The sequence below is a fragment of the Gordonia cholesterolivorans genome, assembly GCF_039531975.1.
Lineage (GTDB): Bacteria > Actinomycetota > Actinomycetes > Mycobacteriales > Mycobacteriaceae > Gordonia > Gordonia sihwensis.
In genome coordinates this window covers 1-19,607 of sequence record NZ_BAAARB010000031.1, presented here as the reverse complement: position 1 = coordinate 19,607, position 19,607 = coordinate 1, and the positions used below count along the sequence as shown (strand labels likewise).

Annotated in this window: 12 protein-coding genes and 2 pseudogenes; 10 read left to right on the top strand and 4 right to left on the bottom strand. The window is 66.0% G+C overall.

Features of this window, described 5'->3' with window-relative positions; genetic code table 11:
• Both ABFX36_RS19090 and ABFX36_RS18130 read left to right on the top strand, forming a co-directional pair.
• Positions 1-119, top strand: a pseudogene (locus ABFX36_RS19090) (IS30 family transposase); the annotation flags it as partial.
• Positions 120-703: 584 nt separating this feature from the next.
• Positions 704-1,438 (top strand): TetR/AcrR family transcriptional regulator, encoded by a 735-nt coding sequence (locus ABFX36_RS18130; RefSeq protein ID WP_045536949.1) that lies wholly within the window; start codon positions 704-706, stop codon positions 1,436-1,438.
• On the opposite strand, the gene ABFX36_RS18125 is transcribed toward ABFX36_RS18130, so the two are convergent.
• The gene (locus ABFX36_RS18125) at positions 1,383-2,804 is read right to left on the bottom strand and encodes an amino acid permease (RefSeq protein WP_082083877.1); all 1,422 of its coding nucleotides are present in this window, start codon (positions 2,802-2,804) and stop codon (positions 1,383-1,385) included. The two genes, ABFX36_RS18130 and ABFX36_RS18125, sit on opposite strands and share 56 nt — an antisense overlap.
• 41 nt (positions 2,805-2,845) lie before the next feature.
• Between ABFX36_RS18125 and ABFX36_RS18120 the strand changes: the two genes are divergently transcribed.
• Positions 2,846-3,343 carry a GNAT family N-acetyltransferase gene (locus ABFX36_RS18120; RefSeq protein ID WP_346077671.1) on the top strand — a complete coding sequence of 166 codons (498 nt, stop codon included), beginning with the start codon at positions 2,846-2,848 and terminating at the stop codon, positions 3,341-3,343.
• Between the two features lie 23 nt (positions 3,344-3,366).
• Here ABFX36_RS18120 and ABFX36_RS18115 read toward each other — a convergent pair whose 3' ends face one another.
• Positions 3,367-5,133 (bottom strand): BCCT family transporter, encoded by a 1,767-nt coding sequence (locus ABFX36_RS18115; RefSeq protein ID WP_006897592.1) that lies wholly within the window; start codon positions 5,131-5,133, stop codon positions 3,367-3,369.
• Between the two features lie 377 nt (positions 5,134-5,510).
• On the opposite strand from ABFX36_RS18115, the gene ABFX36_RS18110 reads away from it, so the two are divergent.
• The 5 genes from ABFX36_RS18110 to ABFX36_RS18090 all read left to right on the top strand — a co-directional run bounded on the left by ABFX36_RS18110 (position 5,511) and on the right by ABFX36_RS18090 (position 13,517).
• Entirely contained in the window at positions 5,511-6,092 is a 582-nt protein-coding gene (locus tag ABFX36_RS18110) for a hypothetical protein (RefSeq protein WP_231875779.1), read from the top strand.
• Positions 6,093-6,166: 74 nt separating this feature from the next.
• Positions 6,167-6,754 carry a copper chaperone PCu(A)C gene (locus tag ABFX36_RS18105; protein WP_006897590.1) on the top strand — a complete coding sequence of 196 codons (588 nt, stop codon included), beginning with the start codon at positions 6,167-6,169 and terminating at the stop codon, positions 6,752-6,754.
• A complete protein-coding gene (locus ABFX36_RS18100) occupies positions 6,751-7,968 on the top strand; it encodes a Dyp-type peroxidase (protein ID WP_278126442.1) in 1,218 nt (405 codons plus the stop codon). The genes ABFX36_RS18105 and ABFX36_RS18100 overlap by 4 nt, the downstream gene beginning before the upstream one ends.
• Before the next feature lie 340 nt (positions 7,969-8,308).
• On the top strand, positions 8,309-11,899 hold the full coding sequence (gene mfd / locus ABFX36_RS18095) for a transcription-repair coupling factor (protein ID WP_346077668.1): 3,591 nt from the start codon (positions 8,309-8,311) through the stop codon (positions 11,897-11,899).
• Between the two features lie 61 nt (positions 11,900-11,960).
• Positions 11,961-13,517 carry an HNH endonuclease signature motif containing protein gene (locus ABFX36_RS18090; protein WP_346077666.1) on the top strand — a complete coding sequence of 519 codons (1,557 nt, stop codon included), beginning with the start codon at positions 11,961-11,963 and terminating at the stop codon, positions 13,515-13,517.
• Positions 13,518-13,536: 19 nt separating this feature from the next.
• On the opposite strand, the gene dapA is transcribed toward ABFX36_RS18090, so the two are convergent.
• Positions 13,537-14,469 (bottom strand): 4-hydroxy-tetrahydrodipicolinate synthase, encoded by a 933-nt coding sequence (gene dapA, locus ABFX36_RS18085; RefSeq protein WP_006897586.1) that lies wholly within the window; start codon positions 14,467-14,469, stop codon positions 13,537-13,539.
• Between the two features lie 72 nt (positions 14,470-14,541).
• Between dapA and ABFX36_RS18080 the strand changes: the two genes are divergently transcribed.
• Positions 14,542-15,519 carry a LysR family transcriptional regulator gene (locus tag ABFX36_RS18080; RefSeq protein WP_346077664.1) on the top strand — a complete coding sequence of 326 codons (978 nt, stop codon included), beginning with the start codon at positions 14,542-14,544 and terminating at the stop codon, positions 15,517-15,519.
• A 64-nt stretch (positions 15,520-15,583) separates the two neighbouring features.
• The gene (locus ABFX36_RS18075; RefSeq protein WP_006897584.1) at positions 15,584-16,726 is read left to right on the top strand and encodes a nucleoside triphosphate pyrophosphohydrolase; all 1,143 of its coding nucleotides are present in this window, start codon (positions 15,584-15,586) and stop codon (positions 16,724-16,726) included.
• A gap of 96 nt (positions 16,727-16,822) precedes the next feature.
• On the opposite strand, the pseudogene ABFX36_RS18070 reads toward ABFX36_RS18075, so the two are convergent.
• Positions 16,823-19,483, bottom strand: a pseudogene (locus ABFX36_RS18070) (DUF3427 domain-containing protein); the annotation flags it as partial.
• Positions 19,484-19,607: the final 124 nt, after the last annotated feature.

The window sequence follows — 19,607 nt, the reverse complement described above, 5'->3', positions numbered from 1 at the left end:
TGTACCTCGAAGCGATCGCCCGCGAGCTCAACGAGCGGCCACGGCAGTGCCTGGGCTTCTACACTCCACGGGAAGTCTTCGAACGCCTACTGAAGGACAACGTTGCTTCCACGAGTTGACACCGCCACCACACGACGGGCAGGCTGGTCTCGATACGGCGTGCTCGCTACGCTCACCCACCTACTCGACAAACCTCCGGGGGTCGGAGAGCGCTTCCCGCAGGCTGGTTGAGCGAGCGCTTCAGGCTGGTTGAGCGAGCGAAGCGAGTCGAAACCACCGCACGACGGGCAGAGTGGTCTCGATACGGCGTGCTCGCTACGCTCACACGCCTACTCGACAAACCTCGAGGGAGTCGGAGAGCGGTTCCCGCAGGCTGGTTGAGCGCGCACCCCCTTCAGGCTGGTTGAGCGAGCGAAGCGAGTCGAAACCACCACACGACGGGCAGGGGTCTCGATACGGCGTGCTCGCTACGCTCACACGCGTACTCGACAAACCTTGGGGAGTTGGCGAACGCTTCCCGCAGGCTGGTTGAGCGAGCGGAGCGAGTCGAAACCACCACACGGAAGGAGAGTCGTCTCGATACGACGTGCTCGCTACGCTCGCCCGCCTACTCGACAAACCTCGGGAGACCGGGCACAGCGTGACTCCCTCTCTCCGTGCTCGGTGGCTTTCGGAGTCTGAGGCCGGCACTACCATTGGTGGCATGGCCATCAGCAGGCCCGCGGAGAGCGGAGCAGAAGTCGTCACGAAGGCACCCCGGGCCCGGATGACCGGGGCTCAGCGTCGACTGCAGCTCATCGAGGTGGCGCGGGGGCTGTTCGCCGAACGTGGCTTCGAGGGAACGTCGATCGAGGAGATCGCGCAGCGAGCCGGTGTGTCGAAGCCCATCGTCTACGAGCATTTCGGCGGCAAGGAAGGTCTCTACGCCGTTGTCGTCGACCGCGAGATGGAGACCCTGCTGGAAATGGTCACGTCCTCGCTCACGAAGAATCGGTCGCTGTACCGGATTCAGCAGGTCGCGCTGGCGCTGCTGACCTACATGGAGGAGCGGACCGACGGGTTCCGCATCCTGGTCCGAGGAGAGTCGACCAGCGGGGGCGAGGACACTCGCTATTCGAGCCTGCTGAACGACGCGATCAGCCAGGTGGAACACATTCTCGCCGGGGACTTCGAGCGGCGCGGATTCGATCCCGCGCTGGCGCCTCTCTACGCGCAGGCGCTGGTGGGCATGGTCTCAGTGACCGCACAGTGGTGGCTCGACGTCCGGCAGCCGGAGAAGGAGGTCGTGGCCGCGCATCTGGTGAATCTGTGCTGGAACGGCCTCACGCGGCTCGATCCCGAGCCGATGCTCGTCGACGCGGAGTACAAAGAGCCGACGCAGCCTACCGTGCACCCCGCGCTCGCCGACTCGGTTGCGTCGAACGACGACGATAAGTGACTGCTCCCGCAGTCCAGAGAACGGTCACCAGAACGGCGGTCGAGATCACCTGACCGCGAACCGACGGGGTCACGATCGCCAGCACCGTGATAGCGACCAGAGCTATCAGCGTGAGCCACGACAGGTATGGATACCCCCACATCTTCAGCGGCAGCGGCGTTCCGTCTCGCTCGGCGCGTCTGCGCAGCACGATCTGGGCGCAGGTGATCGCGAGCCACGTGACGAGCAGCGTCGAGCCGACCACCGATAGGAGACGGTCAAGAACCTGGTCGCCCCAGAAGTAGGTCGCGGGCACTGCGAGGAAGCCGAACACGGTACTGGCGAGCAGCGCAGGGACGGGAACCGCACGGGAGGAGACCCGCCGCGCCGACCGCGGCGCCATCCGTCGCACCGATAGGGAGAACAGCATCCGCGACGCGCCGTAGAGGTTGACGTTCATCGACGACAGCAGCGCGACGACGATGATGGCGCCCATCGTGGCGGCGACCGCCGGAAGGCCGGTCTGCTCGAGCACGCCGACGAACGGCGATTCGCGGATGCGCGGGTCGTCTGCCGGCAGGACGAGCATGATCACCGCCACCGATCCCACGTAGAAGACCAGGATGCGCCAGACGATGGTCCGGATGGCTTTCGTGACGCTCGGACCGGGATCGTCGGTCTCCGCGGCGGCGACGGCGATGATCTCGATTCCGCCGAAGGCGAACGCGATCACCAGAAGTGCGGCCGTGACACCGCCGATGCCGTGCGGGAGGAAGTCGCCGGCGTTGGCGAGTCCAGGAGACGGCTCGGACATCCAGCCGAAGAGGTAGGCCGCTCCGATCACCAGGAAGAGCACGATGAACGTCACCTTGATCAACGACAGCCAGAATTCGAGCTCGCCGAAGTTCGACACTCCGGTCAGATTGAGCACGCTGAATACGGTCATGAACACCAGCGCCCACGCCCAGACGGGCAGCAGACCGACGAGTGCGTTGAGTCCTTCCGCCGCGGCGAGCGACTCGGCTGCGACCACGATCGTCATCTGGACCCACCACAGCCAGCCCATCATGAAGCCGGCTCCGGGTCCGAGAGCTTTGCCGACGTAGTAGGAGAACGCGCCGGGATTCGGATCGGCCGCCGCGAGTTCGCCCAGCATCCGCATCACCGAGACGATGATGACGCCGACGATGGCGTACGAGACGAGTGCCGCGGGTCCGGCGAGCGCGATGCCTTCTCCGGACCCGACGAACAGCCCCGCGCCGATGGCGGATCCGAGGCTCATCATCACGAGGTGGCGTGGCTTCAGCCCCGTCTTGAGGCGGTCGGCTCCGTGGTCCTCGACGTCCTCCTCGCGGACCTCGATAGGTTCTGACTCGTTATCGCCCACCAGTCGAGCGTAGTTGCCCGGCGGTGCGGCAAGATCAGCACATGCTGACCGTTCGCCCGGCGACGTCCGACGACTGCGAGGCCGTTGCCGACATCTACCGGTATTACGTCGAGAACTCCACTGCGACGTTCGACCTCGAGGCGCCCTCCGTCGCGCAGTGGCGGACCAGACTCGAGACGACTGTTGCCGCGGGACGCCCGTTCCTCGTGGCCGGCGCACCCGGCGAGGTGGTCGGTTACGCCTGTCTCGGCGTGTATCGGGGAAAGGCGGGCTGGAGTTGGACCGCCGAGGACAGCATCTACCTTCGGCCCGAGGCGGCGGGCCGGGGGACGGGCAAGCACCTGCTGCGCGCGTTGATCAACGCGGCGGACCCGGCGGTGACGCGCACCATCATGGCTGTCGTCTCCGAGGACGTTCCGGAGTCGATCGCGCTGCACACGAAGGTCGGTTTCGTCGAAGTGGGCCGCACACCCGGTGTCGGGCGCAAGTTCGACCGCTGGATCGGCTGCGTCTACCTGCAGTACACGATCGGGCCATAGACTGCCCGAAGGCCCAGTACGGTCTACTCGCGGTGCTTCGGGCCGAAACGCTCGGGTCGCCACCCGCCCCGGGTCCGGCTCAGGCGGTAGTCGATGCGGTCGTCGACATAATCGCGCAGGGCCGGCTCGTCCGGCATCGTGCTGAAGACCTCGCCCGCGATGTGCGACGTCGCGGCCTCCAACCGCTGTGCCTGAGCGGCCCGCCGCAGTTTGTCGTGCTCGAATCGCAGACCCCGCACGGTCGCAAAGCACATCATCGCGAGGATCACGCTGAACGGCAGGGCCGTGGCCAGCGACGCGGCCTGCAGCGACCGCAGTCCGCCCGCGAGCAGGAGAGCGATCGCGACGACGCCCTCGAGCGACGCCCAGAGCACGCGGGACCACACCGGCGGATTGGGGTGGCCGCCCGAGGCGAGCATGTCGACGACCAGTGAGCCGGAATCGGAGGAGGTGATGAAGAAGACGGCCACCAGGACGATCCCGAGGATCGAGAAGACCGTGCCGAGCGGCATGTCCGACAGCACGTGGAACAGCGATCCCTCGGGCGAGACCTTGCCGTCCTCCACCAGGTCACCCTCGCCGAAGAACTGCCGGTGCAGGCCCGTACCACCGAGCACCGAGAACCAGACGAATCCGACCAGAGTCGGCACGATCAGGCATCCGGCGATGAACTCGCGCACTGTCCGCCCGCGCGAGATCCGGGCGATGAACACGCCGACGAAAGGCGCCCAGGCGATCCACCAGCCCCAATAGAAGATCGTCCAGTCGCTGAGCCAGTCCTGTGCCTCCTGGCCCTGGAACGCTCCGACGTCGAGCGTCATGTTGAACAGGTTGGCGAAGTAGACGCCGATCGACTGCACGAAGTTGCGCAGAAGAAAGAGAGTGGGACCGATCAGCAGCATCGCGATCACCAGCAGTCCGGCGATCGACAGGTTGATGTTCGACAACCACTTGATTCCGGTGCCCAGACCGCTCACCACCGACAGGGTCGCCAGGAAGGTGATGGCGACGATGAGGATCACCAGGAGGGTGTTGTCGACGGAGTCGATGACGCCGATCGACTGCATGCCCGCTGAGATCTGCTGCACGCCGAGCCCCAGCGACGTGGCGACGCCGAAGACCGTGCCGAAGATGGCGAGAATGTCGATGAGGTCGCCTGCCCAGCCCTTCACCCGATCGCCGAGCAGCGGTTCGAGCGCCCACCGGATCGACACCGGTCGCCCGCGGCGGTGGATCGCGTATGCCAGCGCGAGCCCGATCACCGCGTACACCGCCCACGGGTGCAGACCCCAGTGAATGAATGTCTGGGCCATCGCCAGACCGGCGATGTCCTCCTGGCTACCGCTCCAGCCGGGTTTCGGTTGCACGGTCGCATATGTGAGTGGCTCACCGACGCCGTAGAAGACCAGTCCGATGCCCATTCCGGCGGCGAACAGCATGCAGAACCAGCTCACCCTGCCGAACTCGGGAGCCTCATCGGGTCTGCCCAGCCGGATGCGGCCGAGCCTGGAGAAGCACAGCGCGACCGCGAACACCACGAAACACGCGATGATCAGCATGTAGTACCAGCCCAGGTTCGAGACGATCCAGTTCTGGACATCGGTGAAGACTTCGCTCGTCTGGTCGGGGAACGCGACGGCGAGAGCGCTCACCGCGACGATCACGATCAGTGCCGGCCAGAACACCGCCGGAGCGATTCCACCGCGGCCGAGCCGGACTCCCTGGCGCTTGAGCTTCTCGGTGATCTCCTCATCGGTGTCGTTCTCGCCGACGTGCCAGTGGTGGGGCACCGGTGCAACGCCCGGAGATACGGATGTCGCCTCTTTTGTGTACGGGTCGATCAAGACTGCGCCGTCCAAGAGCACGGCGGCTGTGTCCGTCCCGTGCTCAGTGTCCGTCCCGTGCTCTGTGTCCGTCCCGTGCTCTGTGTCCGTCCCCCGTGGTTCGCTGTCAGCATTCTCCCGTTCGTCAGACATGCACTCCACGATCGGTGGCGAACGCCGATGATTCAAACCGAGGCGGCGATCGCCGAGGTCAGGCAGCGTGTCCGACGGCCGGGTCGACGACGGTCCGGTCGACGAGCGCGTCGACGACGAGCAGTCGCGCGCAAGAGCCGCGAAGGGCGGCCGACTCGGCCGGTACGACCTCCGGTAGTACCCTTGACGACGTGCTGATTCGCCCGACGCCGACCGGTGCGCAGGTCCCCGCGACCGCGCACGGGTTCCTGGCATCGGTGGTCTCGCTCATCCTGGGTGTCGCGGCCCACTCGATCGGCGGTGGGCACCTTCCCACGACGGCGCAGTCCGCGGTGCTCCTCGGCCTGGCGCTCGGGGTCGGACTGGTCCGCGCCGCTCAGGTGCGATCGGTGGAGCGAGCACGGGCTCGCGGCCGGATCGGCATCTCTGCGACCGGCGCGTTGGTCGCGCTGTCCGCGGGCCAGGCGACCGCTCACGGAGTGCTGTCGCTGATGGCAGGGCACGCGGGACACGGAACCGGCGTGACGCCCGGGCCGTTGATGCTGTTCTGGCACGCACTCGCCGTCCCCGCCGCGGCTGCCGTGCTCTTCGTCGCCGAGCAACTGAGCCGGGCGTACGGCAACAGCGTGTCCCATGTCTGGCGGTTGGTGAGCACGCGGGTGTGTCTCGACCCCGCTTTCGTCGTCATCCGCGCCGACCGGCACGCTGCCGCGCTCCGGCCCGCGCCGATGGTCGCCTCCGCCGCGGTCCGCGGTCCTCCTTCGCTGGTCTGAACCCCATCCGACACCACCCCGGCGGTCTCATCCGATCGCGGGGTATCAGACTCTGCACGAAAGAGACATCACTCATGGCGATAAGCCGTACCCTCATCCGTTCGCTCGGCCTCACCGCCGCAGCCCTGCTGTCCTTCGTCGTCGTGGCCTGCGGCAGCGACGACTCCTCCGCACCGGCCTCCGATTCGATCACCGTCTCCGACCAATGGGTCAAGGCCGCCGAATCGGGAATGACCGCCGCCTTCGGGACCATCGCCAACTCGTCCGACCACGACATCCGCATCGTGTCGGCGCACACCGACCTCGCCCGCACCACCGAGATGCACGAAGTGGTCGACAACGGCTCCGGCGGCACCACGATGCGCCAGAAGGACGGCGGCTTCCTCGTCCCGGCGAAGTCGTCGATCACGCTGTCGCCGGGCGCTGAGCACTTCATGCTCATGGATGTCACCAGGCCGATCACGACCGGACAGAACGTCGCGTTCACGATCCGCTTCGAGGACGGCTCCACCAAGACCTTCGACGCTCTCGCCCGAGACTTCGACGGCAATCAGGAGAATTACGCGCCCGGCGGGGACACTGACCACCCGGACATGGACCACGGTACGGCCGGGCACGACATGCAGCAGTCCGAGTCGGCGCACGCCGACTCGCATCAGTGACTGAGCAGCGGACTGGTCGCGTCTCGCGCCGTACCCTCCTCGCCGGCGGAGCGGGCCTGGCGGGCATCGGCATCGGGGCGGCCGCGGTGGGCGTCGGGCGAGAGTTCTCCTCGCCCGACCCCGCCGCGGGTTCCGGCCTGACGCCGTTCTACGGCACGCATCAGTCCGGCATCGTGACCCCGGCTCAGTCGCACGCTCAATTCGTCGGCCTGGATCTCGTCGACCCGACCGACGTCGACACTTTCGCGGGGGTCCTTCGCCTGTGGACGCAGGACGCGTCGAGGCTCACCCGTGCCGAGCCGAGCCTGTCCGACACCGAGCCCGAACTCGCGGTGCTGCCGTGCAACCTGACGGTCACCGTCGGTCTCGGTGACCGGGTGTTCCGGGCGCCGGCTCTCGCGCCTCTGCGGCCGTCATGGCTCGCGCCGCTCCCGCCCTTCTCGATCGACCGGCTGGATCCGCGGTGGGGACAGACTGATCTGCTTCTGCAGATCGGCGCCGACGACCCCGTGGCCCTCGCACATGCGACGCGCATGCTGACCTCGTCGGTCCGCCGCAGTGTGCGGGTCCGGTGGGTGCAGCGGGGGTTTCGCAACAGTCCGGGAATGGCGCCGGGCACGATGCGCAACCTGTTCGGACAGGTGGACGGCACCGTCCAGCCGAGCCCCGACGACTACGGCTCCCTTCTCTGGGACGACGGGCGCGAACAGCCCTGGATGGCCGGCGGGACGAGCCTGGTGTTGCGGCGCATCGCGATGCACATGGACACCTGGGAGGCGCTCGATCGCCGGGGGCGGGAGCTCTCCACAGGTCGCACCCTCGACAACGGCGCACCGCTGACCGGGCGCTACGAGTCCGACGATCCTGATTTCGAAGCCTCACGCGGCGGCATCCCGGTGATCCCGCCGTCGTCGCACATCGCGCGGGCGCATCGTCGGGCGCCGGACGAGCAGTTCATCCGTCGCGGGTTCAATTACGACGACCCGCCCGAGGCGGGCTCGGCGGACACGTCCAACAGCGGGCTGATCTTCGCCGCGTATCAGCGGGATCCGGTCAAGCAGTACATTCCGGTTCAGCGGCGCCTGGACGAACACGACGACCTGAATGAGTGGACGACGCCCATCGGCTCCTCGGTGTACGCGATTCTGCCCGGCGCCGCTCCTTCGCGCCCGCTCGGCGCATCGCTGCTCGCGGCCGCCGGTCGGTCGGGGTGAAGGAGGGGGAGCGGTGCCCTCCCCAGGCTCGTCGAGAGGGCCCGGCGCGCAGTGCCCTCCCCAGGTTCGTCGAGTAGCCTCGGCGCGCGGTGCCCTCCCCAGGTTCGTCGAGTAGCCTCGGCGCGCGGTGCCCTCCCCAGGCTCGTCGAGTAGCCTCGGCGCGCAGCGCCGCGGCGTATCGAGACCGTGTCAGGCGGCCTGCGCGGTCTCGATGCGCCTCGTCGCTCCGCTCCTCCGCTCACTCGACGAGCCTGGGGGACCGACAAGCCCGGGACCGACGAGCCTGGGGACCGACGAGCCTGGGGGCGACAGGACGCGGTGGTCTTCTACACTTGACACAGTGTCGACCCCCTCTGCGCCGCGTCCCTCCCTGTCCGGGCTGACCTCCTTCGCGTTTCGTGATGCGGCCTTCGGTTTGCTGCGGGAACGAGTGGGCGAGACTCGCCTCGACATCACGGCACCGGACGCGGCCCGGCCGCTGGTGGTTGCGCGCCTGGCCGAGATCTCCGAGAACCCCGTCCTGGTCGTGACCGCCAACGGTCGGGAGGCCGACGACCTCACGACCGAACTGTCGGAACTGCTGCCGTCGGGGCCCAACGGGACGTCGGTCGTCGCTCAATTCCCGTCGTGGGAGACGCTGCCGCACGAGCGGCTATCGCCCAGCGCCGACACGGTCGGTGCCCGGCTCGCGGTGCTCAGTCGACTGGCCGACCCGGCGGTGTCCCCGTTGCGCGTCGTCGTCGCGACCGTCCGTTCCCTTGTGCAGCCGATGGCTCCCGGGCTCGGTGCGATGCGCGCGGTCACGCTCACCGAAGGCACGGAGGTGCAGTTCGACGGTCTGATCGAGAAGCTCGTCGAGATGGCCTACGAGCGCGTCGACATGGTCGGTGCCCGCGGCGAGTTCGCGGTGCGCGGCGGCATCCTCGACATCTTCCCGACCACCGCCGACTACCCGGTGCGAGTGGAGTTCTGGGGCGACGAGGTGACCGACATCCGCGCGTTCTCCGTCGCCGACCAGCGGACGCAGCCGGAGATCGACACGTCGGTGGTCCAGATTCATCCGTGCCGAGAACTGGTGCTGACCGCGGAGGTCCGGGACCGGGCCGCCGAACTCGCGTCGACAGTCGAGGACGAGTCGCTGCGCGAGATCCTGACCAAACTGTCGGAGGGCATTCCCGTCGAGGGAATGGAAGCGCTGATCCCGGCACTCGTCGACGGCCGGATGCAGATGCTCACCGAGGTGATGCCCGACGGCACTCGGGTACTGGTCCTCGATCCGGAGAAGGTGCGCACCCGTGCCGCCGATCTGGCGAGGACCGGCGAGGAGTTCTTGGAGGCGTCGTGGAACGCCGCGGCGCTGGGGGCAGCGGCGCCCGTGGCCGCGGGCGAACCCTCCATCGACCTGTCGGCGAGTGCCTACCGCAGCGTCGGTGACGTCGAACGTGCGACCGTGGAGGCGGGCAAACCGTGGTGGACGATGAGTCCGCTCTCGGCGGGATCGGGCGAGGAGCTCGAACTCGATCTGCAGCCCGGGCCGGCGCCGCACGGCGACCCCGCCGAGCTCGACGAGTTCATGACGTCGTTGCGCGCTCAGGTCGCCTCGGGCGGTCGTGCGGCGTTGATCGCCGCCGGCCGGGGCACTGCGATGCGATTCGTCGACCGTCTCGGTGAGGCCGAGGTCCCGGCCCGGCTCGTGGAGCCGGGCGATGAGTTGCCGGCCGACGCGGTCGGCGTGTTCCACGGCACGCTGCGGCGCGGACTGGTCTGCCCGTCGGCGCGTCTGGTGATCGCCACCGAGGCGGACGTCACCGGCGCTCGCGTCGTCGGTGTGAAGGACGGCCGGCGACTGCCGGCCAAGCGGCGCAATCAGGTCGACCCGTTGGCGTTGAGCGCCGGTGACCTGGTGGTGCACGACCAACACGGCATCGGCAAGTTCGTCGAGATGATCGAACGCACGGTCTCCGGTGCCCGGCGCGAGTACCTCGTGATCGAGTACGCGCCCGGCAAGCGGGGACAGCCGGGCGACCGCCTGTACGTTCCGATGGACGCGCTCGACCAGTTGTCGCGCTACGTCGGCGGCGAGCAGCCGGGGCTCAGCAAGCTCGGCGGTTCCGACTGGGCCAATACCAAGCGCAAGGCGCGCAAGGCGGTCCGGGAGATCGCGGGCGAACTGGTGCAGCTGTACGCCGCGCGGCATGCGGCACCGGGTTTCGCGTTCAGCCCCGACACCCCGTGGCAGCGGGAGATGGAGGACGCCTTCGACTACACCGAGACCGTCGACCAGATGACGGTGATCGGCGAGGTCAAGGCCGATATGGAGAAGCCGGTCCCGATGGACCGGGTGGTGGTCGGCGACGTCGGTTACGGCAAGACCGAGATCGCAGTCCGCGCCGCGTTCAAGGCCGTTCAGGACGGGAAGCAGGTCGCGGTCCTGGTACCGACGACGATTCTCGCCGGGCAGCACCTGCAGACCTTCACCGAGCGGATGGCGGGCTTCCCGGTCACCGTGCGCGGGTTGTCGCGGTTCACCGATCCGGCCGAGTCGAAGGAGATCATCGCGCAGATGGCCTCCGGTGAGGTCGACGTCGTCATCGGCACGCATCGGCTGCTGCAGACCGGCGTCCGATGGAAAGACCTCGGTCTGGTGATCGTGGACGAGGAGCAGCGCTTCGGTGTGGAGCATAAGGAGCACATCAAGGCGCTGCGCACCCACGTGGACGTGCTCACCATGTCGGCGACGCCGATCCCGCGCACCCTCGAGATGTCGATGGCGGGTATCCGCGAGATGTCGACCATCCTCACTCCGCCCGAGGAACGGCACCCGGTCCTGACGTATGTCGGCGCTTACTCCGACAAGCAGGTCGCGGCGGCCATCCGGCGCGAGCTGCTGCGCGACGGTCAGGTGTTCTACGTGCACAATCGCGTCTCGACCATCGACAAGACCGCCAAGCATCTCGCGAACATGATTCCCGAGGCCCGGGTGGTGGTCGCGCACGGGCAGATGGGCGAGGAGCAACTGGAACGAACCGTCCAGGGCTTCTGGGACCGCGAGTACGACGTCCTCGTGTGCACCACGATCATCGAGACCGGGCTCGACATCTCGAACGCCAACACCCTGATCGTCGACCGTGCGGAGAACTTCGGGCTCTCGCAGCTGCACCAGCTGCGCGGGCGCGTCGGGCGAAGCCGGGAGCGCGGGTACGCGTACCTGCTGTACAGCCCGGACAAGCCGCTGACCGAGACGGCCTACGACCGGCTCGCGACTATCGCCCAGAACAACGAACTCGGTGCCGGCATGGCGGTGGCGCTCAAGGATCTCGAGCTGCGCGGTGCCGGCAACGTCCTCGGCGCCGAGCAGTCCGGGCACGTCGCGGGTGTCGGCTTCGACCTCTACGTGCGGTTGGTCGGCGAAGCGGTCGAGGCGTACCGAGCCGCGGCCGACGGCAAGGCAGTGGCGACCGAGGAGAACGTCGAGGTGCGCATCGACCTTCCGGTGGACGCGCACATCCCCGTCGAGTACGTGGAGGCGGACCGGCTCAGGCTGGAGGCATACCGCAAGCTGGCGTCGGCCACCAGTGACGATGACGTCGACGAGGTGATGAGCGAACTGACCGACCGCTACGGTGAGCCGCCCGTCGAGACGCAGCGTCTCGCGGCGATCGCACGTCTGCGGCTCCGGTGCCGCGAACGCGGTATCGCGGAGGTCGGTCTGGCCGGTCAATCCATCCGGATCTCACCGATGCTTCTGCTCGACAGCCAGCAGGTCCGGCTCGCGCGCATGTACTCGTCGGCGAGCTACCGTGCCGCGACCCACATGGTGACACTGCCGATCCCGCGTACCGGCGGCGTCGGTTCCCCCCGACTCCGGGACACAGAGCTCGTCGACTATCTCGTCACGTTCCTTCAGACGATCGCGCCGCTGGAGTCGTAGCGTCCGGTCGATGTCAGACCCCTCCGATAGTCTCGAATGTGAGTTCGATGAAGGGGGCGGCATGAGTACTCGAATCGACCGTTTTCAGGGTTCGACGGTCCGGATCGACGACGATGCGATCGTCATCCGGATCGGAATCCCGGACGGCGCGAAGGGCGATCGAGCCGCGCTGTTGCAATTCGCCGCTCGATCGGACTGCTATCAGGGCGCGGTGATGTGGCATCGCTACGCCGCCGTGTACCGCCTGTATCAGGCGAGAAGGGCTGAGTTGGAGGCCGATTCGGCGGTGGACGCGTACTCGCGGCTCTACGACCCGCAATGCCAGACGGCCGCGGCCTACGCGGTCGCAGCCGGAGTACGGCCGCACACCGCTGAGATGTTCGTCGATCGCGCGATCGCGTGCGTGGAGCGGATCCCGGCAGTGGGCAGGCTGCTGCGCGACGGTCGGATCACGGTCGCGTGGTTCACGCGGGCCGTCGAGCAGACGGCGCTCGTGGACGACCTGGAGCTCCTGGAGTTCATCGACGCGGAGATCGCGCACCGTCTCTCCGAGGCGGGCGGGCTATCGGCCGCCCGCGTCGAGTCGATCGTCTCCGCGGTGGTCGCCGAGTACGATCCCGATGCGGTGACCATGACGCGCGAGCAGATCGCAGCGGGAAAGAACGTGGTCGTGTCCCCGGTGTCCGACGGCATGTCGGAGATGGTCATCACCGGTTCGTCCGAGGATGCGATGATCGCGCTCGGTACCATCGACGCCCTCGCCGACGGCGTCTGTCCCTTCGATCCCCGCACGAAGCAGGCCCGTCGGTCCGATGCCGCGACCGCGCTGCTGCATCGCGCCGAGTTCACCTGCCGATGCGATCGCGACGACTGCGCTTCGGCCCTGTCGCCGGAGCAGGTCGAATCGCGGCGCGGTCAGATCGTGGTTCACGTCGTGGTCCGCAAAGACGCCCTCGACGGGACGTCGGAGACTCCGGCGTACGAAGACGGGGTCGGTCCGATCTCGGCCAGGCGTGCGCGTGAACTCATGGCTCGGCCCGACGCGGTGGTACGGGAACTCGACATCGACAAGGTCATCGCCGACTGCGCCGCCCATGCGGATCGATACCGGCCGTCCGCCGCTGTAGCCACCGCGGTGCGTGCCCTGTTCGGCACGTGCACCTGGCCGGGCTGCGATCGTCCCGCGTGGAAATCCGATCTCGATCACGTCGTCGAGTTCGATCACGTGGACCCCGCCGCGGGCGGCCCGACCTGCTTGTGCAATCTGAACCCGAAATGCCGCTTCCATCACGGTCTGAAGACCTTCGGCAGCGGGTGGGTCGACGACCAGGTCGTCGATGCGGCCGGTGTTCTCTGGTCGGAGGTGACGACCCCGGACGGAGTCTCGGTGCGTCAGCAGGCGCTGAACCTCTGGTTGCTGCCGGAGCTGGGCCGCTTCCAGTGCCGTCACGGCGTGTCGATCGGCCAGTCGCGCGAACCGCCACGACACGCCGAGGGGGAGCCCGAGAGGGCACGGACCCGCACCCAGGCCAAACACCGCTATCGGATGCAGCGGCGCGCGGCTAACCGCCGACGCCGAGAGGCGATGCTGGTTGGCGACGGCGAACCGCCGTTCTGAGGGTGATAGCGCGCGTCGGCTATGCCGTCAGCAACCGATCGCCGGTCGGCTGACCGTCGGCCGCGAGGGCGGCGCGGATGACGGCGACCTCAGAGGCGGTCGCCTCGAGCAGTGGCGCGCGTACGGCGGCATGGGAGATGACGCCGATCTCGCGGAGCGCGGCCTTCGCGGTCACCACACCCGGTGCTGTGCGCATCAGTGCGATCGTCAGGGGGAGGACGGCGTCATTGATCGCGCGGGCCCGCGGCAGATCGCCCGCATCGATCGCCGTGATGAGGTCCCTGTTGCGGTCTGCGCCGACCACTCCCATCACGCTGACCAGACCCGAGGCTCCGGCCGCCAGGTACGGCAGGTTCAGCTCGTCGATGCCGCAGTAGTACGCCATCCCGGTCTCGGCCATCACCGACATCACCTCGAACAGATCCCCCTTCGCATCCTTCACCGCGGCGATGCGCGGGTGGTGCGAGAGTTCGACGAGCGTCTCCCGGGTGAGAGCGAGGCCGGTGCGGCCGGGGATGTCGTAGAGCATCACCGGGAGTTCGGTGGCGTCGGCGATCGCCACCGTGTGAGCGATCACTCCGGCCTGAGACGGCTTCGAGTAGTAGGGCGTCACGACCAGCAGAGCGTCGGCGGCGCCTGCCGCGGCGACTGCTCTGGCGGTCTGGACGCTCTTAGCCGTGTGATTGGTGCCCACGCCGACGACGAGGCGGGTCGCCGAACCCGCCGCGGCGCGGACCAGTTCCAGTACGCGAAGCAATTCGACGAGTTCGAGGGTCGGAGCCTCCCCGGTGGTGCCGGCCACCACGATCCCGTCGCAGCCGGTGTCGACGAGATGCTTCGCCACCGCGCCGATGCCGACCTCGTCGAGCGAGCCGTCGGGGTTCATCGGCGTCGGCATGGCGACGAGGTTCGATCCGAAGATCGCGCGCGCGGGATGCGAGGTCGAAGTCATGCATTCATCGTCGCCACGGAAATAGTTCACCACAAGCGAGGAGTTATCGTGAGTAATCGTTAGGAGTACTTCATGATCGATGTCGGAGCATTGAGAGCTCTGCGGGCCGTCGCCGATTTGGGGACGATGGCGCGGGCCGCCGACGAGCTCGGGTTCACGCCCTCGGCCATCTCTCAGCAGATCAAGAGGCTCGAGTCGCAGGTCGGGGTGCGTCTGGTGGCGCCGGCCGGGCGCCGGGTGGTGCTGACTCCGGCCGCACATGCGCTCGTCGAGACCGCGCCGGAAGTGCTGAACGCGCTTGAGAAGTCGGTGGCGGCGGCACGGTCGGTGGATGCCGGTTCGCCGCGCGGTGTGGTGAGGATCGCAGCGTTCTCGACCGGTGTCCGCGGCATCGTCGCGCCCGCATTGAAGCGTGTGCGACGCCTCCATCCGGAGGTGCGAGTCGAGGTGACGGAACTCGATCCGGTGCCCGCCGTGTACGCGGTCGAGTCGGGCAACGCCGATCTCGCGATGGTTCACGACGCCGACGGCGTGACGGTCGCGGTGCCGGCGGGGCTGGAGCGGTCGCATCTGCACACCGACATCGGCGACCTCGCGGTGCCGCTGGGGCATCCGCTGGCTGAGGCCGACCGGCCGATCCGGCGGGCCGAGCTCCGCGACTGCGGATGGGTGACCAGTCCCGTCGGCACGGTCTGTCATCGGTGGTTCGAGCGGTTGTTCGCCGAGTCGGAGCAGCAGCCGGACGTGATCCACTCGGTGGACGACTTCGGCACGCAGATGGCGTTGGTCGAGGCGGGCGACGTGGTCGCGCTGATCCCGCGCCTCGCCCGGCCTCGCGTGCCGGAGGGGGTGGCGGTGCGCGAGTTGCAGAATTCGCCGCGGCGTGAGGTCCATACCGTGTGGAGGCACAGCGCGGAGGCCGACCCGGCATTGCGGGCAGTACTGACGGAGATCAGGGGCGTGCCGAGTGAAGACGGCAGTGAGGATGGCTCGGTGTCAGGCCGCCATCCCGGCAGTAATGCGCGACACGATTCCTTCCCGCGCGTGTGACCGGAGCGAAGCCTTGTGACGCGTTAATGTCGAGGTTGACACTGATTTGCGAGGAGGAGCTTCCATGACCGTGGTCCTGCTCGACGCGTCGCGACCCGATCTCGTTCCTGCCGGTGCGGTGGCGCTGCTCGCGGAGACCGTGGCCGTCACCGAAGAGGTGCACCCGTCGCTGTTGTGGCAGTTGCCGTCGTACGAGCTCGTCGGTCTGGTCGAGGACGACGGTACTAAGACCCTGGTGAGTTCTGATCGTGATCATCCGGCTGTCGTCGAGCGGTTGAAGTGGGGCGAGCCGGTCATCGAAGGCAGTAATCTCCCGGGCGGCAAGCTGCTGCGGGCTGTCGAGCTGATGGACCGGCTTCGTCGCATGGGCCCGTGGGAGCGGTTGCAGACGCACGACTCGCTGCGCAAGTACCTTCTCGAAGAGGTGTACGAGCTGCTCGACTCGATCGACCACGGTACGTCCGAGGAACTCTGCTCTGAGCTCGGCGATCTCCTCCTGCAAGTGCTGTTCCACGCGCGCATCGCCGCTGATTCGGCGGTCGGGGCGTTCGACATCGACGACGTGGCGCAGAGCTTCATCGACAAAGTGTCGAATCGAACACCCGGCGTTCTGGGCGGTGAGCACGCCGATCTGCATCGTCAGATCAACGAGTGGGAGGCAGCGAAAGCCGCCGAGCGCGAACGCGGCAGTGTGCTCGACGGCATCGTCACCACCCAGCCGGCGCTGGCCTTGGTGCAGAAGGTGTTCGAGCGTCTCGCCGGCGCAGGTTTCCCCGTCGCGGCCGTGAGCCCCTCGCTCTATCGAGTCGATATCCCCTTCCGCAAGCATGCCGTCGGCAGCGTCGAGGACGACCTCCGTCGTCGCGCGATCGCATTGATGAACCAGGTCCGTACCGCCGAGGGCGCCGCCGCCGAGGACGGTGTGGTGCCCCGGGACGACAACACGTGGCGCAAGTACCTGGGAATGACGTATGTCGAGGAATCGGCGGAGCCCGACGCGGACGCAGACTCCGGCGCGGACGTCGAGGAAGCCGGCATCGAGGACACCGCTGAGGACCCTGCTGACGAGGATTACGAGGAACTGGTCGTCGACGAAGACCCGATCGCCCGGAACAAGAAGGGCAAGACTCACAAGGTCAAGGATCTGAAGGTCCCGAAGGTCCCCGGCATGGTCGTGGTGGAGAAGTGGAGCGCCGAGGGGGAGTAGGCGACCCGTCGGCTGGTTGAGCCCTGCCCGCTGGTTGAGCCGCGAGGAGCGGAGCGACGAGCGTGTCGAAACCACGGGAGCGCGGGGGCGGCGAATCTACCCCGCAGCCACCTTGGCTTCGTGGAAGAACTCGGCGGGCATCTCGTATGAAAGTCTCCAGGTGACGGCGATCGGTCGCTCGCCTCGGTGATCTGCCATCGTTGCTGGGCCGATGAACATGTACGGCATGGGGCCAAACTCGCCCACCTTCCGATGTCGGACGAACAACAGCACAGTGCTGGTCCCGTTCACATAACGTTGACCAGTCCTTGAAGCAAGTGTCGTTGTCGACTGACTTTCCCAATGGAACAACCTACGGCTTATCGGATAGTCCCGATACATTGTCGTCGGCGAGAATCCGGTGTCAGACTTCGTCAACGTCACAAAGAATGCGTCGACATTGAGGTCGTCGATATACTTTACACCTTCGCGAAAATTCCCTGGCTTGGATTGTAGTGCCGCAACACCGAGAGCAGCAAGAATCTCCTCGCGCTGGTAATGTGCGTGGAGCTGCAGCGGTAGATCACGCAGTGATCCCGCCAGTGGTCTTGTTTGCTGTCGAGAATTCTCAAATCCGTAGTCCGTAATCGCGATCAGTTCTTTGCATGCCTCAGGCTCTGATCGCAGAAGTTCTAGAGCTTCACGGAGGGAAGCGAAATCTCCGCCTGTCGGCCAGACGGAAAATATCAACATATCCGCGAGTCGCCTGTCTCGATCGGATAGTTCGCTGTAGGTCTTCGTGTCGGAGAGTAAGCGCCGATACGCTATCGCGCGGACGGGATCGTCAACATGTGAAAATGCTCGGTTTCGCTTGAGGATCTCAGATTCCAGCACCGAACCTGACGCGGAGAGATGGCCGGCATCTCGGCGCAGGCGAGTCCATGACTTGTTGCCGTCCTTGACAAGGTTCGCAAGTGGCAATTCGGTTTCGTCCAGGAATTCTCCAAAGGTGATATCGCCCACCGATTGTAGTTCGCGGACCATGTCTTTCCATCGCATCGTGAGCTGCCGTTGAAGGCTGGCCAGAACAATTTCTTGGGAGGTCTTATCGAACACGATCCGACACCCGGACGGTAGCGTTGGGAATTGATCGATGACCTTCTGTTTCTGTGACCGTCGACTGCCTCCCGTTAGTGCTCGGAGCCGGAGATCCCAGCGAAACTCTTCGCGTTGGTTGCCGACAAAATCGAGAATAGTGAGAATAGGTTTCGATTCAGTGCGGCGAAGTCCACGCCCCAGTTGCTGCAGGAATACGGTTGCGCTCTCTGTTGGCCGGAGCATGAAGATCGTGTCGACTTCCTTAATGTCGACGCCTTCGTTAAATACGTCAACCGAAAATATTGCATTGATGGAGCGATTGCCCAGACTAGCGAGGAGTTCGGTCCGCTCGGCGCCCCGGATTTTGCCAGACACCGATGCAGAGGGGATTCCGGCTTCTGTGAATACTCGCGCCATGTACTCGGCATGGCGAACGCTCACGCAAAATCCCAGTGCACGCATGTTGAGCGGTGCGACGATCTTATCGCGTACTGCGTTGAGCACGATCCGTGCACGCGCATCATCCCCGGTATACAACGTCTCAAGTTCTGCTGTTTCGTAACCTCCTCTCTTCCAGCTGAGTCGGGATAGGTCGGTACCGTCGGCAATTCCAAAGTAGTGAAATGGGCACAGCAGCTCGGCCTCGAGTGCATCCCACAATCGAAGTTCAGATGCGATGCGACCATCGAAGAACTGGCGAACATCGATACCGTCGGCGCGCTCTGGGGTAGCAGTGAGTGCCACCATCTCATTGGGCTGCAGGTGATCGACTATCTGTCGATATGTACGTGCCGAAGCGTGATGAAACTCATCTATAATTACCACTTCGAAGTGGTTCGCAGGAATTTCGGTGACGTAACTACTGAGCGACTGTACGCTCGCGAAAACGTGATCCCATCGCTCTGGGCGAGCTCCGGCGACATACAACTCGCCGAAATTTGGGTCGGTTAACACCTCTTGGAAGGTCCTGAGTGCCTGATTGAGAATCTCCTCACGGTGCGCTACGAATAGTAGCCGTGGGCGGTGTTCGGCTGCGTGAGCGATGCGGCGATAGTCCAGAGCTGCAAGAACGGTCTTGCCGGTTCCTGTCGCCGCTACAATCAGATTTCGGTGTCGGCCATGTACGTCACGCTCCGCCTGCAACTCCTCGAGCATGATTTGCTGGTATGGGTACGGCCTCACTTCGAGTCTTGAAGTACTCAGAGTTAGCGAACGGTGCCTTCGATTACCCGAAGCCACTGCGAGGGCGTCGTCTAGGCGATCTCTGTCTCGATCCGGATCATAGGATTCGAACGAAGGGTCACTGTTCCAATAGGTCTCGAATGTCGATGTGAACTTGTCGATTAAGGCAGGGGTGGTGACTCGCGACAGTCGCACGTTCCATTCGACGCCGTCAATCATCGCGGCATTGGAGAGATTCGAAGAACCGATGTATGCGGTATCGTAACCCGAATGGCGGCGGAACAACCACGCTTTCGCGTGGAGGCGGGTTCGGAGATTGTCATATTGCACGCGGACTTGCGCCCCGTAATTGCGCACGAGTCGGTCGAGGGTCTCTCTTTCGGTGGAACCCAGATACGTCGTTGTGATGACCCGGAATGGTTTACCAGTGTCAGCGAGCGTCGCGAGTTGAGCTTCGAGCAAACGGACGCCGCTCCAACGGATGAACGCGCAGACTAGCCTCGAAATTTCATCGGGGTGACGTCCTGGCCTGTGCGGTTTCGGATTGATGGTTGTGAGCTGATTGTGCCTGTCGGGTACGACAAGGCCGCCGATCGTCGGATACGTCCGGGTTCCACATCAC